The organism is Alloprevotella tannerae ATCC 51259 (genome assembly GCF_000159995.1).
Taxonomy (GTDB): Bacteria; Bacteroidota; Bacteroidia; order Bacteroidales; family Bacteroidaceae; genus Alloprevotella; species Alloprevotella tannerae.
In genome coordinates this window covers 1,106,356-1,122,729 of record NZ_GG700642.1, presented here as the reverse complement: position 1 = coordinate 1,122,729, position 16,374 = coordinate 1,106,356, and the positions used below count along the sequence as shown (strand labels likewise).

The following is a 16,374-nucleotide window of genomic DNA, read 5'->3' as shown; positions in this document are numbered from 1 at the left end:
TGCTTTTACCAGTCGGCCACAGTGGCGTTGAAAATTTGGTCGGTTATATCGTTGGTCATCTCTTTTACGAGCCGCTCCTGCACAGCAGAGAGTTGCTGGGATGAATCATATTGCGTTGTAGCTGAGAATTGGCGCTCCCAACTTTGATTCGTTTTGCTGTTGGTGAAGCGTATGTTGACGGTCATTCTTAATTGCACTTGTGAGGAGAGGCCGTCGGCGGATATGCCTTTATTAAATTGATCGTAGCCCGTGATTTCTCCGGCAATGTGTAAATCTCCATTGCGCTTGACTTGCCGCAAACGGGTCTGGTTCGCGTAGATGTCGCGCAGACGATTGTTGAACATAGCTTCCATCGGCGCCCACCCATAGGGCGCGCGGTTGGATATGTTATCTATTTGTATGGTCTGAGTCGTCGCGTAGTCGATCGAGGCACCGGTAAATTTATAACTGATGCACGACCCGAACAAAAGCGTTGCGAGCAAGATCAACAAAGGACCGACATACTTAGTTTTCCAAATCATACTCTTTTATTTTGCGATAGAGTGTGCGCTCCGAGATGCCCAGTTGTTCAGCCGTCAATTTGCGGTTTCCCTTGTTTTGCTCCAACACGCGGCCAATGGCTTCTTTTTCTTGCTCTTCAAGCGATAGGATCGGTTTTGTTTCTTCTCCGTCTCTGACTTCCTCAGCTTCGGCAAAAGTTTGGGGATCTACGTAGTGGCTATTGAACGCCGGTAAACCCTTTCGGTCACTAAGATCGCAGGATTGGCCCTTGAGTTGCTCGTTGACGGTCTTTTTCAGTTCAGTAACGTCGCGGCGCAAATCGAAAAGTATTTGGTAGAGAATTTCTCGCTCGTTCTCGAAACTATGCTCCTTGACTTGCGGATCAGAGACAACTAACTGGTTGTGCGGACGCTCTTCGGGAATGTATTGACGCAAGACTTCAGCCGTGATCTCCCGTTCTTCGGCCGTCACAGACATATTCTCGGCGACGTTACGCAGTTGGCGGATATTGCCGGGCCAAGAATAATGCATTAAAACTGCCTTGGCGTCTTCCGTAAGCCGAATGGGCGGCATTTTATACTTCTCGCTCATATCGAGCGCAAACTTCCGGAAGAGCAAAGTCGCGTCTTCGCCGCGTTCACGCAAAGGCGGAATCGTTATGAGTATGGAATTGAGGCGATAATAAAGGTCTTCCCTGAACTTTCCATCGCTGATGGCGCGGTCCATGTTAACGTTCGTGGCTGCAACGATGCGCACGTCAGTCTTTTTCACCTGACTTGAGCCGACGGGGATAAATTCGCCGGTTTCCAAAACGCGGAGGAGGCGTGCTTGCGTTTGCAGGGGCAATTCGCCGACTTCATCTAAGAAAAGCGTACCGCCATCTGCCACGGAAAAATAGCCTTCGCGTTTTTCTACAGCGCCGGTAAAAGCTCCTTTCTCGTGCCCAAAAAGCTCCGAATCAATCGTTCCTTCCGGGATGGCCCCGCAATTGACGGCAAAATACTTCTTCGTCTTGCGCGCACTATTATCATGAATAATGCGGGGAAAGATTTCCTTTCCCACGCCGTTTTCCCCCATAATGAGCACCGAGAGATCAACGGGCGCAATCTTAAGTGCGACGTCGATGGCCCGATTAAGCCCCTCGGCGTTGCCTACAATTCCGTAGCGTTGTTTGATTCGTTGCAGTAACGTTTCGTTCATAAGTTCCTTTTGAGCAGACAAAGTTAGCCCAAATCAAGTAAAAGACAAAAGAAAAACGAATTTTCCCATCCGCTTGGTTGCACCTATTATATATATAATGACTGCCCGTAAAATCAGAAAAGCGATAAACGGCATCGCCTTAGTACCAATAAACAGGGGTTTAATACAATATAAGTTATCCGCGGTGCCCGGTATCAAGTGCAACTTCCGCACATGGCGGACGAAAAAGCCCCGCTCCTGCGAGCAGCAGGGGCGGGGAGGGTTATTGTTCACCGGTAAGATACTGTCTTACGGGCGGGATCGACTTGTGCGTCGCGTCTTGTGCGCAGCTTCCTTAGCGGTCGGTCGGCCACATCACGCTGAGTCCCCATCTGCGATCTGTTTTAGCGATCATGTAAAAAGGGTGGAGAGACTCCAGTTTCAATATCAGGCAATATGCCAGACCGGGATCTCCGGGAGCCGGCGTACTCGACCAGTAGTAGGCTTTTTCTCCCAAACCGAGTATACGGCTGGGGGATTTGAAATCATACGGTTCAGGTCCGCCATATAGTCCCATAGCAGGGAGGAGGAAGTATTCATCCATTGTCGTACCTTCCGGCAGCTTGGAACCAAGACCATTACTTACCATAAGAAGATGATCGGGCATTTTGGTACTTCTGGTGTAGTCGACGCCGTCGGGAGCGTGAGATTTTAAATATTCTACCGTCTTACCCTCGCTTTTCGCAATGGCACTCAACTTCCTTATCCGGTATCTACCGGCATAGGGAGAATTCATTACAGAAAACAGTTCGGGACTGTCCTCCCAAGCCATTCCTTTCTCCACATACCAGAGTAGCTCATTGATGTTGGGGCAGTCTTTACAGCCGCGGGTGGCAGCTACGGCCGGGGCGGCACCGGTAGGATCGGCATAGGGGGCCACTTCGCTGCACCAACGAGGATCGTTCTTGTCTTTCGGATTCTTGTCACTTTTTCCCGGTTCGTCGTAATCGGGCTGTTCGTGGTTGGGGCCGTCCCATTCGTAGCCTTTCCAATAGTGCTCGGCGGCATCCCACATATAATACTTATCGGCGGGGTATTCGGTGCTTGTATGTATGTTCTGACTAATCACCTTGTTCTTACCGGCGGTAAAGGTTACGCGCGGATAGGTCTTGGTGACGTAACCATACCCACCAGGGACACGAGTAGGGATCCAGTATCTCACGGTGAAGTTGGTATATGTGCCGGGAGCAATGCTCATTATGGCGTAGAAAGGGGTGTCATACTTGTGGCCCTCGCCCGGCACTGGCGGCACTGCGGGAGGATTCCCTACAGTAAGCCGTAAGAGGCTATTATAATCGTGATAGCAGGTGCTCTTCTTGTATTTGTCGTCGACGGGGCGCGAACTCAGGTCAATGGTGTCGCCCTTGATTTTAAATCGGCCGCAGAGAGCCTGGTCGGCCGATACCTCGATAAATCGAACATACAATCCGCCCCATTTCGTGAAGGGTGCATGATCGGAGTAGGGGCGAAAGGTTATGTAAGAGCCTTTGTGCTCGAGCGTGAAAGTATAATTGCCGTCGGGTTGCCGGTGCGCAATGCCCGTGGCGAAGTCGCCATGTCTGGAGCGTTTCACACCGTAAATGAAGGGGCCAAGATAATTGAGATCTTCCGGAATATATATTTCGTCAAGATCGTGGTATGCACCGTGGTTCTTACCTAAGTAGCGCACGCGATATTCAGGTTTGGTAAATTCGCCTTCGAACCAGAACTTGGCCCTCGGAGTGCGGCCGGGACCACCACTATCAGTTCCTGCCAGCTCATGAATGTTATTCCATTTATCCCTCAGCCACTCGCGTGAGGGACCTTCGGCGTGGGTATTCACAAAGAGGTTATCGTCATCTGACCAATAGAAGTCGACGCCCGAACCGGTATATTCGCCCGAGAGGCGGGTTTCAGGGCCTTCGTTGGGCTTTACCATGGAAAAAGCGGTAAGCCCTGTGGTGTCGATCTCCGACCCCGGCTTCTGCTTGCCCGGGTCTAAATCGTCGGTGGCGCAGGCTGCGAAGAGCAGGGCGGTGAGGGACAACAGGGATAAAATGTTTGTCTTCATCTTTCTTTTCATTGTTTTGTAGTTTTTGTTCGTTACCAATTGTTTCCGTCTTCTACAGATCTTCTTCGTCCTCGTTGTCGGGGAGGTCGTCGAAGCGCGGAGCATGCAGGGGATCGCCGTCATCGCCGACACTTTGGTGATCGCCGGAGAAATACAACAGCTGGAAGCTGTGACCGAGTTCGATAAACTCCGCCTGCGGCGTCACGTAGGTGCGTTTCTCGTTTTCTTTCTGTTTCATATGCTTTATTTAATGGATTAAATCTTGCTGATTTCTTCGCTTGCCCCAGGAGGCAAAAGGGTATGACAAAACGAACAAAGGGAACTCGCCGGAAGCCCTTTGCTCGCTAAGTTTACGGCACGCTTCGCGCGCGCGTAGGAAAGGTTTAATAAGTATGAAGTTACGCCGGGTGCCTTGTGTGTGTGTGTGTGTGTGTGTGTGTTAGCAAAATCTCCGAAGCGGCCAAATATAAACCGTTAAAAAGCGAGGAAGAGCCAACACTACTCCTCGTCACTTCCTGATTGGATATGTTTATATTTGTTTTTGCCATCATCTTCACGCTCACCCGCCGACACCTAATTGGCGACAAAGGTAAGGCGTTTTATTGAAACCTGCAAATATCGTGGGTAAAAAGATGCTTTGTAAAACGTGTTATACGCTTAAAAATCAGCGGTGATGGTCCTGCTGCATTCAGCTAAAGGTTAAAAGAGAAGACTTACGTATCCCTTTATGGAAAACCTTAATACATATCAGCATCTTGCAGGAAGGGGAATTTTTGTCGGAAAGAGATAAGAGATGGCAGGTCTATCTCGACCGATTTTGCACAGACTTTATCTTCCAAATCAGCCATCAATGCTCCGGAAAAAGAATAGGCTACACTGCCGCCGGTGTAGTGTAAGTGTGGATCATCGCCCGTTCGGTTAGCCCCTAATACGTAGCATTGATTTTCTATGGCTCGCGCCTTTAGTAAAGTTGTCCAAGCATCTTGGCGAGAGGATGGCCAGCTGGCTGCATAAAGAGCTATATCGTAATCGTTGCGGTTACGAGAAAAGCCGGGAAATCTTAAGTCGTAGCAGGTTTGTAGTAGTATTCTGAACCCCTTCCAATTGACGATTGTACGCCTTTCGCCCGCTGTAAAGAGTTGCTTCTCATGACCAAATAAATGGCGCTTGTCGTAATGGGCAGAACTTCCGTCCGGTTTATAAAAGTAGAAGCGATTGAAGTATTGGCCATTTTCTTTGACAACAAGCGTTCCGGCGATAGCGCAACCATAGCGCTGCGCTGCATCCTGCATCCACTTTTGAGCTTGCTGGTCATAAATAGGCTCCGCTACGGAGAAGCCTGACGCCCACATTTCCGGAAGAAGAATAAGATCAGACTTTATGGCGCCTGTTTTTACGATGAAGTTTTCTATAAAGGAAATGTTGCTTTGCGCATCTTTCCAAATAGGGGAGGTTTGCAGGATAAAGGCTTTCATAGAGAGATAAGTCGAGTATGCGTCTTAGGATTGATCTGCGGATGATTGCCGTTTCCAGTCAAGGTATAGTATGATTAGGTTATGCAAGCCATAGGCTTTCATTTTGTTGTGATATATCACGTCAATGCATAGGTCTAAGAGGTCTTTAGCATCTTCGGTCGAGCGGGCGATCAAGGCTCTGACGTTCAATTTTAGCTTGTCTAAGACGGCTTCGTTGACGTAGCCATGACTATCTACTAGATCTCTGAACAAAGCATAGCGATCGATCGTTTCAAGGTTCTTCGCCGTAATTTGCAGGTTGTGTGAACCTTTTTCGTTTAACTGTATGGTGTACATAGGAATGGGTTGTTTTATCGTTTGTTTACTTTGTTATCAAGCTTAAGATTGCTGCTCATCGCATAATAGGCAAAGATAGACGTTTCTTGGCTATCTTTCGTGAAAATAATAATGAATTTCCCATAAAGCGCACAAGGACTCCTGCGCGCTTTATGGGAAATACGTAGAGCTATGTTATTCCCAGCCTAAAGCGGAAGCACCTAAGACGGCTGCCTCGCTACCATTAAGCGAGCTGACAAGTAGTTTTGCCTTGCCTTTATATGAGGCCAAAGAGTTGGCGTCATAAGCTGCTTGAATCGGATCGAGAATCCAGTGGCCGGCTTTGATCAATCCTCCGAAGAAGACAAATGCTTCAGGAGCGCTGAACAAAGCGAAGTTGGCGCAAGCTTCACCAAGGATTGTGCCGGTAAAGTCGAAGATATCCTTAGCTATCTGCTCGCCGGCTTCTGCTGCTTGGAAGACATCGAAAGAAGTGATCTTGTCGGGGTCTATATCACGCAACATACTCGGTTCGTTGCTCTTTTCGAGCATTAGGCGAGCTGTACGCGCAACGCCGGTAGCTGAACAATAAGTCTCAAGGCAACCTTTGCGGCCACAACCACATTGGCGTGCTTCCTGACCGCGAACGATGGTGCTGTGGCCTAATTCTCCGGCAAAGCCATCACTGCCATAAACCAACTTTCCGTCTACTACGATGCCGCTGCCGACACCTGTTCCCAGCGTGATCATTATGAAGTTTTTCATTCCTCGAGCTACGCCGTAAGTCATCTCACCCATTGCAGCCGCATTGGCATCATTGGTTACGCGTACAGGAATATCAAGTGCGTCTTCAAACAGTGCGGTAATCGGAACGATATCTTTCCAAAGTAAATTAGCCGCATTCTCGATGCAACCTGAGTAGAAGTTTCCATTAGGCGCACCAATACCCATCCCTTTTATATTTTCCTTGCCTCCAATGAGATCAAAAGCAGGCTGTAAGGCCTCAACGGCAGCATTTACATAGTCGTGGACATCGGGGTAAGCCTTAGTCTTAATAACGGTTTGTGCTTTGATGGTTCCTCTTTGGTCCACAACGCCAAATACGGAGTTGGTTCCGCCCATATCTAAACCAATCACATACGGTTGTATTTCGTTTTCTTCTGCCATAGTTGTTGAAGTTTAAGTTTGTAAGTCTATGATGAAGGCAAAAATAATCATTTTCTGCAAATACTTCCATCAAAAGACAACTTTTTATTCTTTTTCTGTTCCCTTCTTTCGATATTCGCTATTGGTTTTTATAGAATGCTTGATATGTTTTGCAAGTGCCTTCTTTCGTCGAGGACTTAAGACTATATAAATATCGCAGTCCTAACCTGAAGTTGGACTGCGATATTTTTGTGTAAGATGGCTCGAGGCCTTAGCTTATTCTTCTTCAGGCATAATGAGTTTGTAGCCTTTGCCGTGGATGTTGATGATTTCTACATTTTCATCGTCTTTGAGATGTTTGCGGAGCTTCGTGATGTAAACATCCATTGAACGCGCATTGAAGTAGTTGTCGTCAATCCAAATGGTCTTCAAAGCATAGTCGCGCTGAAGGATTTCGTTGGCGTGCGTGCAAAGTAAGGTGAGTAGCTCGCTCTCTTTCGTGGTCAGTTTACGCTGCTCATCGCCGCGAGAAAGTAGCTGCTTTTGCGTGTCGTAAGTGAAAGTACCAATCTTGTAGAAAGTCTTCTCGCGATTGCGCTTGCCCTTTACGCGGCGCAAGATAGCTTCGATGCGGAGCGTAAGTTCTTCCATGGAGAAGGGCTTTGTCAGATAATCGTCTGCACCTATTTTGAAGCCTTCTTGTACATCTTCCTTCATGGTCTTAGCCGTTAAGAAGATGATAGGAATTTCTTCGTTGCTTTGACGTATTTCTTTTCCTAACGTGAAGCCATCTTTTCTTGGCATCATAACATCAAGGACACAAATATCAAATTTTCCGCTGATGAATGCTTTGTAGCCGGCATCTCCATCCGGACATAATTCGGTTTCGTATCCCTTTGCTTGTAGGTATTCGCGAAGGAGCATTCCTAAATTTTCGTCGTCTTCACAAAGTAAGATTCTTAACTTTTCATCCATAACTCTTATTGTTTTATGATGGGTAATGTAATTATAAATTTCGTGCCTACACCAAGCTCACTATCGGCTTGGATTGTTCCTTTATGGTGCCCGACAACATTCTTTACATAGGCTAACCCTAAACCGAAGCCTTTTACGTCGTGGCGGTTGCCTGTGTGGGCTCTATAAAATCGCACAAAGATCTTTTTTAAATCATCGTGCTTAATACCAATGCCGTTGTCTTGTATGGTGATAATGATTTTTTCTCCTTGATTTTTCGATGTGATGTTTAGATGAAGCGCTCGTTCTTGTGATTTATACTTTACAGCGTTATCCAACAGATTGAATACAACATTGGTCAGGTGCATTATGTCGCCATAGACCGTCGTTTGCTTTGCTGCTAGATTGGTCGTGAGTGTTCCGCCAGAGCTTTCTACTTTAAGACGGAATGTATTTACGACATCGCAGATCATTTTATGAGTATCTATCTCTTTCAGCTTAAAAGAACCTCCTTTTTTGTCAAACAATGACATTTGCAATACTTTTTCCACTTGAAAGCGTAAGCGCCTTGTCTCATCGTTGATCACGCGAGTCAGTTGATTAAGCATTGCCTCACTCTTGTTTACACTAGGATCCTGCAGCATTTGCGCAGCTAATGATATAGATGAGATGGGTGTCTTAAATTCATGCGTCATATTATTGACGAAATCATTTTTCATCTCCGATAAGCGCTTCTGCCTGAATATGGTGTAGATCGTAAAGATAAACATAAACAAGAGGAGGAAAGTGAATATCGTAGCTGGCCAGATGAACTTCACCTCGGAGAAAAGATAGCGCTGTAGTTCAGGGAAATGAATGTATAGGATACCTACCTTAGCTCTTGGGTCATTGGGGAACAATACTTGCTTATAGGTATTGCCATTTGTGTCTGCGACATAGTCGGGGCATTTATATATTGTATCTCCGTCTGAGTTGGTAACGTAGAAATGGTAGGTTAGATTAATGCCATTGTTATTAAGCTCTCTTTTTAGATATGTATCCAATGAGGAGATTCTCTCAGATAGAGGGTGAGCACTTGGCATATAAAGGATCTCGTTAATCACTTCCTCTAAGACTCCCTCGCGATGCAAAAGGACATTGGTAACGTTCTTTCTTAATTTTTCTGCATCAAGATCTTCTTTCGTTCGCTTTAAGCGAGCCTCTCTGAGGTGTAAGGAGGGGAATTCTTTTTCTAAATTGCTGTAACGGAAAGCTGCGTCTGCTTCTTTAGCCGTGTTAGTTATCTTATCTGTTTTTGTGATTGAGTCTTTCAATAGTTGATAAGTCTCCTTCAACTCTAAATCTCGCGCAGCCTGATAAAGACTACGAGAAATATTCTCGTCGAACTGCTGTTTACGCATTTGGAAAACTTGCTGGAAATAGCGCGATTGTAAATATAGCAATGCTAAAAAAGCACTCCCCATTATCACAGCAACAGCCCAAATCGTAGATTTTTTCATATCAGCAAAGATACTGGCAATGTATCTTTAGATCATCCTTTAAGTAGTCTAAATGTGAAAGAATTTGTTATAATTAACTATGCGCGTTGTTTTACAAGTTTATTAGATAAGTAGAATGAGCTATTTCGTATATACTGTGAAAAATGATGTAATCTCAGGGTATTTAGTTAAGGAGAGGTGTAAAGGTGATATGAGTGTAGTGTACTGAATAAGTTGACACTTTCTCAATCAAAAAAGGAGTAAAAATTTATGTCTCATTACAATGAATCAGAGAAAATACTGTTATTACATCAGTATGTAACAAGTGGCTTAACCTTGCATGAGTTCTCTTCTCGTCACGGTATCCCTTTAAGTACATTCCATCGTATTTATACCGAATATGGCTCACCCGACGTCTCGTCAGTAGCATATCTTATGAAAAAAGAAGATATCCCCGATACACTCGAAGCACTCCAAGCGCAGCTATTACGCGAGCGCAAGGCTCATGAAAAAGAGATCAAACGTCTTGAAAAAGAATTGGCCGTTGAAAAACTTTATGGTTTGGCCAACAAGACGATGATCGATCTTGCCGAGAAGAAATACAACATCCGTATACGAAAAAACTCCGCTGCCAAGTAATCAAGGCCTTGTCGCAGGGAAAAGAAAGACAGGAACTAGTAAGTCATCCTGTCAGTTTACTCTGCGGTTATCTTGGCATAAGCAGACAAGGATATTATCGCCATGTGGATCGTTCTTTGGAGTTGGACGTCCTGCGCAGCAGCATCGTGTTCTATGCGCAGGAGCTTCGCAGCTCTTTACCCAAGGCCGGCATACGCATCCTTTACGAGCTATGCCGTCGCAAATATGCAGATAAGTTTACCATCGGGCGCGACCAATGCTATGAGCTCTTCCGCTCCAATGGTCTGTGCCTTCGCCGTCGCAGACGCCCAAGGACGACCAACTCCAATCACCACTACCACATCTATGAAGACCTTCTCAACACAACGCCCAAGCTACATCCCGCCCGCTTCGGTGAGCTGTGCGTTACGGATATCACCTACGTGGCAACCTCTTCAGGTTGGGCCTATCTCTCCTTGGTAACCGATGCCGCTTCACGTCTGATCGTGGGCTGGTGCCTGCATCCGACCCTTGAGAGGCAAGGCCCGATGAAAGCCCTCTCTATGGCCATCGATTTCTACAGAAAGTATAATGTCGAACTCTCGCAACTCATACACCACTCCGACCGCGGCGTGTAATACTGTTGCAATGAGTACGTCGACAAACTCAAATCTCTTGGAATACAAATAAGTATGACACAAAGCGGAGACCCATTGCACAACGCTCTGGCCGAGAGGATGAACAATACGCTCAAGAACGGATGGCTCTTCAGTACAGAAGACAAAAGTCTGCAGCAGGTCAGGCGCCTCACAAAGAAAGCCATCGACCTGTACAACACGTTCAGACCGCATCAGAGCCTGCAGATGAGAACGCCAATGGAAGAAGTCGGAAGGTTGACGGCATAACTTCCTCGGCACACATTATTAAGTCGAACAATAAAAGAAGGAGGCAGAAACAACCGCAACAAGAAAATAAAAGAGTAATTTTGCAATTAGAAGACAACTGTCAACTAACTATGTAGTTAAGAAAAGAACACGACAAGCCTTGCTGAACTTAGCAAATAAACTTGTCAAAGAAGAATTAAATTAAGAACCAAAGTTGTCAACTAATTCTAGGACATTACAGAGTCACTTTTGCACCTCTTTTAGTCTAAGCATTAAAATAGTTTCTGAAAGCCTTGAAAATCTTTTCTTTGATTGATGGATTGCTTTTAAGATTATCGCTATCTTTCATCGCTTCAAATGATTCCTTTTCCGCTTTTGAAAGTGTCTCCGGAATGTAGATACTTATGTTAACTACAATGTCTCCGACGCCATAACCATAGCCTCTGACTGCTGGCAGGCCTTTGCCGCGTAGTCGTAGCGTTGTGCCTGGCTGGGTACCTGGAGCTACTTTGATTCGAGCCTTACCATCGATGGTTGGTATTTCAACAGCATCCCCTAAAGTTGCTTGTGGAATAGTAAGAAGCAAGTTATAGATGAGATCTTGCCCATCGCGAATTAGGTCCTCATCGCTTTCTTCGGAGATGATAACCTGTATGTTTCCAGGAATACCATTATGGCGGCCGGCATTTCCTTTTCCTTCTACATTGACAATCATTCCATCGGCAACGCCTGCAGGAATATTTACCTCAATAATCTCTTCGCCGCTAACCACACCTTCTCCATGACAATGAGAACAAGCATCCTTTATAATATACCCCTCTCCATGGCAACGAGGACAGACTTCCTGAGACTGCATCATCCCAAACATCGTACGATGGGTCCGCAATACAGCACCTGCGCCGTTACATTCTGTACACGTCTCTGGATGGGAGCCTTGTGCAGCTCCACTTCCATTACACTCCTTACACGTAATATCTTTCTTGACCTTAAATTTTTTGGTCGTTCCTTTAGCGATTTCTTGTAAGGTTAATTTTACTTTTAACCGCAGGTCGCTCCCTTGAAATTTACGCGTTTGTGATTGCTGATGAAAACCGCCACGGAACCCGCCAAATCCCATATCACCGAAAATATCTCCGAAGTGGGAAAAGATGTCATTAAGATCCATTCCTGCTCCACCAAATCCACCAAATCCGCCTTCAACGCCGGCTTTTCCAAATTGGTCATATCGTGATCGTTTTTCCGGATCTCTGAGGACGTCATAAGCCTCTGCTGCTTGGCGAAACTTCTCTTCGGCCTCTTTATCTCCGGGGTTACGATCGGGGTGGTATTTTATTGCAATCTTCTTATATGCTGATTTTATTTCTTCCGCTGAAGCTGTCTTTTCAACTTCAAGTATTTTATAGAAGTCTGTCTCTGTAGCCATATTTATATAAAGAAGCGTGAAGCCGAACATATAATATGAATACATGTTCGGCTTACGTTAAATGCGTTATTGTCCTACTACAACTTTTGCGTGGCGAATTACTTTATCATTCAGTTTGTATCCTGTTTGCACACAATCAATGATCTTTCCTTTTTGTGCATCATCCTCAACGGGGACAAGGGCTACAGCCTCAAAATAATCTGTGTCAAAGGGCTGGCCTTCTGCTTCTATTACAGACAAGCCTTGCTCGCCCAAAACTTTATAAAGCTTTTTGACGATTAAATCTACGCCTTCTTTCAACGTGTTGTAGTCTTGATTCTTTTCAATATTTTCTTGTGCGCGTGCTAAATCATCTAAGATGGGCAAGAACGCAGTCATTACTTTTTCGCCTCCATTTAGTATCAATTCAGCCTTTTCTTTGAGTGTCCTTTTTCTATAGTTATCAAACTCCGCCAATTGTCGCAGATGATTGTCCTTTAGATGTTGGATCTCCTCTTGAGCTTTTTGCAATTGCTCCTCCACGCTTAACTCTTCTTGAGAGTTCTCTTCTACTGTATCCTTTTGCATTTCTGCTTGAGGATCTTTCATCGTGTTTTCGTCTATTGCTTGAGTTGCGTCCTCAGGAGTGTTATGTTGTTTCTTTTTATCCATAAATGCTAATGCTTTTATTGGGTATTAAGCAAAGTATATGCCAACTCAACTTCTTTTAGAGAGTTATGGCTTATTCTCCGTACATCTTTTGACGAAGCTCCTTTATATGTTCATCGTGGATGTAGTCTTCGTAGCTCGTCAACTTATCGATTGCTCCGTTCGGAGTTAATTCTATGACGCGATTGGCTACGGTTTCGATAAACTCGTGGTCGTGGCTTGAGAACAAGACATTGCCTTTGAACCCTTTCAGGTTGTTGTTAAATGCTTGAATGCTCTCCATATCCAAATGGTTAGTCGGAGTGTCCAAGATCAAGCAGTTAGCATTTTTCAATTGCATTCGCGCAATCATGCATCGCATCTTTTCTCCTCCGGACAAGACGTTGACTTTCTTCATTATGTCCTCGTCTTTGAAAAGCATTCGACCTAAAAAGGCTTTGAAGTATACCTCATTTCCTGTGCCAAATTGGCTCAGCCAATCGATCATGTTCAAGTCGCAGTCGAAGAATGACGTGTTGTCCAAAGGCAAGTAAGCCGTTGTGATCGTAACGCCCCATTTAAATCCGCCCGCAGCTGCCTCCTGATTGCCATTGATGATCTCAAACAAGGCCGTCATAGCTCTTGGATCGTGGCTAATGAAAACGATTTTATCGTTTTTTTCTACCGTAAAGTTGATGTTGTCAAACAATACTTCGCCATCTTTCGTTACAGCCTTCAGTCCTTCTACCTCTAAAATTTGGTTGCCCGGCTCGCGCTCCATTTGGAATATGATACCAGGATATTTGCGCGTAGATGGTTTGATTTCGTCCACATTCAATTTTTCCAACATCTTCTTACGGCTAGTCGTCTGGCGGCTTTTCGCAACATTAGCAGAGAAACGGCGAATAAATTCTTCCAATTCCTTCTTCTTTTCTTCTGCTTTCTGCTTTTGATTCTGCGCTTGGCGCAAAGCCAACTGGCTGGATTCATACCAGAAGGAGTAGTTGCCGGCAAACATCGTCACCTTTCCGAAGTCAATATCTATAGTATGCGTACAAACTTGATCGAGGAAGTGGCGGTCGTGGCTTACCACCAATACCGTATGCTCAAAGTTGCCCAAATATTCCTCCAACCATTCTACCGTTTCAAGGTCTAAGTCGTTCGTAGGCTCATCGAGTAGCAAGTTATCCGGCTCTCCAAACAGCGCTTGAGCAAGCATTACGCGCACCTTCTCCTTATTGGAAAGTTCGCCCATTAGCTTTTGATGCAGAACAGTTTTGATACCGAGGCCCTCTAACAGTTCTGCCGCATCGTTTTCTGCCGTATAGCCGCCCATCTCGGAAAATTTATCCTCCAGTTCGGCTACTTTAATGCCGTCTTCATCGCTAAAGTCAGCCTTAGCATAGAGAGCATCGCGCTGCTGCATAATATCCCACATCACCGTGTGGCCCATCAAGACCGTATTTAGCACCGTGTGCTCATCAAATTGGAAGTGGTCCTGAGATAATACGGAAAGTCGTTCGCCGACGCCCAGTTCGATGTTGCCTTTTGTCGGTTCTAGCTCTCCGGATATCGCTTTTAAGAGCGTAGATTTTCCTGCGCCGTTTGCGCCGATAACGCCATAAATATTTCCGTTGGTAAACTTCATATTCACGTCTTTGTATAAGACGCGCTTGCCAAACTGAACGGCAAGATTTGTCAATGTGATCATATCGCTTTTTAATTTTAGGCGCGAAGTTAGTGATAAGAGTCGAGACGACAAAGTAACAAAGCTGCTTATCTATATGAATGTCAGTTTAGAAGAGATTTGCAATGCGTAGTTGGCACGAAAAGAATAGATTGTGTGGCCTTAAATACTGTTTTTCTGTTCTTTTGAAATAGGAAGACCAATCTTAGTATTGACTCCGCACGCTCTGGAGCGTCGTTGAGGGCACCGTTCCGGTCCTTGTTTAGCGCTGGTGTGCGGCCGTCCTTGTCTTAGCTTCACGCAACGAGGGGAGGGGAGCCAATGCGAAAAGTAGACAATGACATAATACGGATGCATAAAGTTTGAGTAAAATGCTTGGTGTAGTGCTACAGGGGAAGCTTGCGCGATTTTTCTTCGTGAGGGTACACCTGTACGCTCACGAAAGTACAAACGTACGCTCGTGATGAAAAATGCGTACCATCGTGAGCGTACAAGTTCTGCGTGGGCCTTTGTTGACTCGAAATGGTATGTTATAAGTTCCCTTTAAGATGTAGATGGATACTTTTCGATTAGTCTGATTCTGATGCTCCGATTTGCGGCAGTCTGTATAGGTAGTCGTGGGTCTGAAAAGAGTAGATATTTTTATGAGTAATATTGTTGATTAGCAATGATTTATTTCGCTTCGTTAGATCTTGGCTGTAATGTGGTTAACCCAAAGTGTTTTAGCTTTTAAATGGAGAATTGTCAGAATATAAATAGACTGATGAGGGCCTGACCTCGTACTATAATTGGCTTTTTCTTTGACCATAGCTCAGTTATTTTAGGTTTGATGCAATTATAAAGGCTTCTTTTGAGGAGTTTATAAGCGTTAATTGATTTATTTTGTGTACCTTTGCACCATTAAAGCTGTAAGATGAGGAAAAGTATGCATCTTAAATGTTTCTGAGTCTTATGAAGCAATAGTAGAACAAAACCATAGAAGATTTACTTCTACCGCAATATGAGATCTGAAAAGATATTATTTATCACACAAGAGATTACACCCTACGTTCAGCAATCTAACATGTCCAAATTGGGGCAAGAGTTGCCCCGACTTATGCAGGAGTCAGGTCATGAAGTACGCACATTTATGCCGCGTTGGGGTACGATTAACGAACGTAGAAATCAGTTGCACGAAGTCATACGTCTATCGGGAATGAACATCATTATTGATGATACCGATCATACACTTATCATTAAAGTAGCCTCCATTCTTTCAACGAGAATGCAAGTTTACTTTATAGATAATGACGATTATTTCCATAAACGGAAGATGAGAACTGATGAAGATGGGAATGAATATAGCGATAATGCCGAACGAGCTATTTTTTATGCTAGAGGCGTTTTGGAAACAGTCAAAAAGCTGAGGTGGAAACCAGATGTGATCCACTGCCATGGATGGATTTCTTCTATCGCACCTTTCTTCATTAAGACCGCATATAAAGAAGAACCGGCCTTTGCCGATGCTAAAGTTGTCTTTTCGGCTTGCAGCGATGAGCTTCAGACACCTCCGGCTGAGAATTTTAAAGAGTGCCTACAATTTAGAGAGTTGCCTAAAGCTACAATCGATCATCTTGATTTAGATTTATCTTCTCCTAATGCGTTGAGTATGCTTGCGCTTAACTATTCGGACGGGTTTATACAAGCCGAAGAAGGCGTTTCTCCGGAATTGATGGCTTATGCTCAAAAATTAGGTCTACCTACGCTCAACAATGCTGAGGCTGAGGATACAGGCAAGGCTTATGCTGATTTCTTTGAGCGACTTTACGAATAAGCGCCCTGTTTGATGGGCACACAGAATAAAAGGAAGGAAGCGTTTGCATCTCCTTCCTTTATTTATTTGGCTGCAAGAGCTGGCTATCAGCAATCAGAATAGAGTAATCTGCGATGTCAACGCGTATTACAAGCTGTCATTAAAGTAGAAAAAGGGTATATTCC

The 16,374-nt window shown here is 44.9% G+C and carries 16 protein-coding genes; 4 read left to right on the top strand and 12 right to left on the bottom strand.

Features of this window, described 5'->3' with window-relative positions; translation table 11 throughout:
- Positions 1 to 5 precede the first annotated feature (5 nt).
- The 9 genes from lptE to GCWU000325_RS04675 form a co-directional block, all read right to left on the bottom strand.
- Entirely contained in the window at positions 6 to 521 is a 516-nt protein-coding gene (gene lptE / locus GCWU000325_RS04715; RefSeq protein WP_006255034.1) for an LPS assembly lipoprotein LptE, read from the bottom strand.
- Complete coding sequence (locus GCWU000325_RS04710) at positions 505 to 1,701, bottom strand: sigma-54 interaction domain-containing protein (RefSeq protein WP_006255033.1); 1,197 nt, start codon at positions 1,699 to 1,701, stop codon at positions 505 to 507. The genes lptE and GCWU000325_RS04710 overlap by 17 nt, the downstream gene beginning before the upstream one ends.
- Positions 1,702 to 2,035: 334 nt before the next feature.
- Positions 2,036 to 3,802, bottom strand: a complete 1,767-nt coding sequence (locus GCWU000325_RS04705; protein WP_006255032.1) for a hypothetical protein — start codon at positions 3,800 to 3,802, stop codon at positions 2,036 to 2,038.
- Positions 3,803 to 3,842: 40 nt separating this feature from the next.
- The gene (locus tag GCWU000325_RS04700; RefSeq protein ID WP_006255031.1) at positions 3,843 to 4,028 is read right to left on the bottom strand and encodes a hypothetical protein; all 186 of its coding nucleotides are present in this window, start codon (positions 4,026 to 4,028) and stop codon (positions 3,843 to 3,845) included.
- A 499-nt stretch (positions 4,029 to 4,527) separates the two neighbouring features.
- Positions 4,528 to 5,265, bottom strand: coding sequence for a nitrilase-related carbon-nitrogen hydrolase (locus GCWU000325_RS04695; protein ID WP_006255029.1), 738 nt, complete (start codon positions 5,263 to 5,265; stop codon positions 4,528 to 4,530).
- Positions 5,266 to 5,289: 24 nt separating this feature from the next.
- Complete coding sequence (locus GCWU000325_RS04690; RefSeq protein WP_006255028.1) at positions 5,290 to 5,601, bottom strand: hypothetical protein; 312 nt, start codon at positions 5,599 to 5,601, stop codon at positions 5,290 to 5,292.
- A gap of 174 nt (positions 5,602 to 5,775) precedes the next feature.
- The gene (locus GCWU000325_RS04685; RefSeq protein ID WP_006255027.1) at positions 5,776 to 6,747 is read right to left on the bottom strand and encodes an ROK family protein; all 972 of its coding nucleotides are present in this window, start codon (positions 6,745 to 6,747) and stop codon (positions 5,776 to 5,778) included.
- Between the two features lie 255 nt (positions 6,748 to 7,002).
- Positions 7,003 to 7,701, bottom strand: a complete 699-nt coding sequence (gene rprY, locus GCWU000325_RS04680) for a response regulator transcription factor RprY (protein WP_006255025.1) — start codon at positions 7,699 to 7,701, stop codon at positions 7,003 to 7,005.
- A gap of 5 nt (positions 7,702 to 7,706) precedes the next feature.
- A complete protein-coding gene (locus GCWU000325_RS04675; protein WP_006255024.1) occupies positions 7,707 to 9,179 on the bottom strand; it encodes a sensor histidine kinase in 1,473 nt (490 codons plus the stop codon).
- Between the two features lie 249 nt (positions 9,180 to 9,428).
- Between GCWU000325_RS04675 and GCWU000325_RS11395 the strand changes: the two genes are divergently transcribed.
- The 3 genes from GCWU000325_RS11395 (at position 9,429) to GCWU000325_RS11385 (ending at position 10,681) form a co-directional block, all read left to right on the top strand.
- Positions 9,429 to 9,797 carry a transposase gene (locus GCWU000325_RS11395; RefSeq protein WP_083787946.1) on the top strand — a complete coding sequence of 123 codons (369 nt, stop codon included), beginning with the start codon at positions 9,429 to 9,431 and terminating at the stop codon, positions 9,795 to 9,797.
- 104 nt (positions 9,798 to 9,901) lie between these two features.
- The gene (locus tag GCWU000325_RS11390) at positions 9,902 to 10,414 is read left to right on the top strand and encodes a DDE-type integrase/transposase/recombinase (protein ID WP_083787972.1); all 513 of its coding nucleotides are present in this window, start codon (positions 9,902 to 9,904) and stop codon (positions 10,412 to 10,414) included.
- 42 nt (positions 10,415 to 10,456) lie between these two features.
- Positions 10,457 to 10,681, top strand: coding sequence for an integrase core domain-containing protein (locus tag GCWU000325_RS11385; protein ID WP_316906972.1), 225 nt, complete (start codon positions 10,457 to 10,459; stop codon positions 10,679 to 10,681).
- A 244-nt stretch (positions 10,682 to 10,925) separates the two neighbouring features.
- Here GCWU000325_RS11385 and dnaJ read toward each other — a convergent pair whose 3' ends face one another.
- From dnaJ to GCWU000325_RS04650, 3 genes are all read right to left on the bottom strand, one after another.
- Positions 10,926 to 12,083 carry a molecular chaperone DnaJ gene (gene dnaJ, locus GCWU000325_RS04660; RefSeq protein ID WP_040599340.1) on the bottom strand — a complete coding sequence of 386 codons (1,158 nt, stop codon included), beginning with the start codon at positions 12,081 to 12,083 and terminating at the stop codon, positions 10,926 to 10,928.
- Between the two features lie 66 nt (positions 12,084 to 12,149).
- A complete protein-coding gene (locus GCWU000325_RS04655) occupies positions 12,150 to 12,734 on the bottom strand; it encodes a nucleotide exchange factor GrpE (protein ID WP_006255020.1) in 585 nt (194 codons plus the stop codon).
- A gap of 70 nt (positions 12,735 to 12,804) precedes the next feature.
- Positions 12,805 to 14,421: an ABC-F family ATP-binding cassette domain-containing protein gene (locus GCWU000325_RS04650; protein WP_006255019.1), complete on the bottom strand. Its 1,617-nt coding sequence runs from the start codon at positions 14,419 to 14,421 to the stop codon at positions 12,805 to 12,807.
- 976 nt (positions 14,422 to 15,397) lie between these two features.
- Between GCWU000325_RS04650 and GCWU000325_RS04645 the strand changes: the two genes are divergently transcribed.
- Entirely contained in the window at positions 15,398 to 16,210 is an 813-nt protein-coding gene (locus GCWU000325_RS04645; protein ID WP_006255017.1) for a glycogen/starch synthase, read from the top strand.
- Positions 16,211 to 16,374 lie beyond the last annotated feature (164 nt).

What these genes read in the sequence shown, in the direction of transcription:
- lptE (WP_006255034.1), bottom strand. Translation starts at nt 521, where the DNA reads ATGATTTGGAAAACTAAGTATGTCGGTCCTTTGTTGATCTTGCTCGCA.
- GCWU000325_RS04710 (WP_006255033.1), bottom strand. Translation starts at nt 1,701, where the DNA reads ATGAACGAAACGTTACTGCAACGAATCAAACAACGCTACGGAATTGTA.
- GCWU000325_RS04705 (WP_006255032.1), bottom strand. Translation starts at nt 3,802, where the DNA reads ATGAAAAGAAAGATGAAGACAAACATTTTATCCCTGTTGTCCCTCACC.
- GCWU000325_RS04700 (WP_006255031.1), bottom strand. Translation starts at nt 4,028, where the DNA reads ATGAAACAGAAAGAAAACGAGAAACGCACCTACGTGACGCCGCAGGCG.
- GCWU000325_RS04695 (WP_006255029.1), bottom strand. Translation starts at nt 5,265, where the DNA reads ATGAAAGCCTTTATCCTGCAAACCTCCCCTATTTGGAAAGATGCGCAA.
- GCWU000325_RS04690 (WP_006255028.1), bottom strand. Translation starts at nt 5,601, where the DNA reads ATGTACACCATACAGTTAAACGAAAAAGGTTCACACAACCTGCAAATT.
- GCWU000325_RS04685 (WP_006255027.1), bottom strand. Translation starts at nt 6,747, where the DNA reads ATGGCAGAAGAAAACGAAATACAACCGTATGTGATTGGTTTAGATATG.
- rprY (WP_006255025.1), bottom strand. Translation starts at nt 7,701, where the DNA reads ATGGATGAAAAGTTAAGAATCTTACTTTGTGAAGACGACGAAAATTTA.
- GCWU000325_RS04675 (WP_006255024.1), bottom strand. Translation starts at nt 9,179, where the DNA reads ATGAAAAAATCTACGATTTGGGCTGTTGCTGTGATAATGGGGAGTGCT.
- GCWU000325_RS11395 (WP_083787946.1), top strand. Translation starts at nt 9,429, where the DNA reads ATGTCTCATTACAATGAATCAGAGAAAATACTGTTATTACATCAGTAT.
- dnaJ (WP_040599340.1), bottom strand. Translation starts at nt 12,083, where the DNA reads ATGGCTACAGAGACAGACTTCTATAAAATACTTGAAGTTGAAAAGACA.
- GCWU000325_RS04655 (WP_006255020.1), bottom strand. Translation starts at nt 12,734, where the DNA reads ATGGATAAAAAGAAACAACATAACACTCCTGAGGACGCAACTCAAGCA.
- GCWU000325_RS04650 (WP_006255019.1), bottom strand. Translation starts at nt 14,421, where the DNA reads ATGATCACATTGACAAATCTTGCCGTTCAGTTTGGCAAGCGCGTCTTA.
- GCWU000325_RS04645 (WP_006255017.1), top strand. Translation starts at nt 15,398, where the DNA reads ATGAGATCTGAAAAGATATTATTTATCACACAAGAGATTACACCCTAC.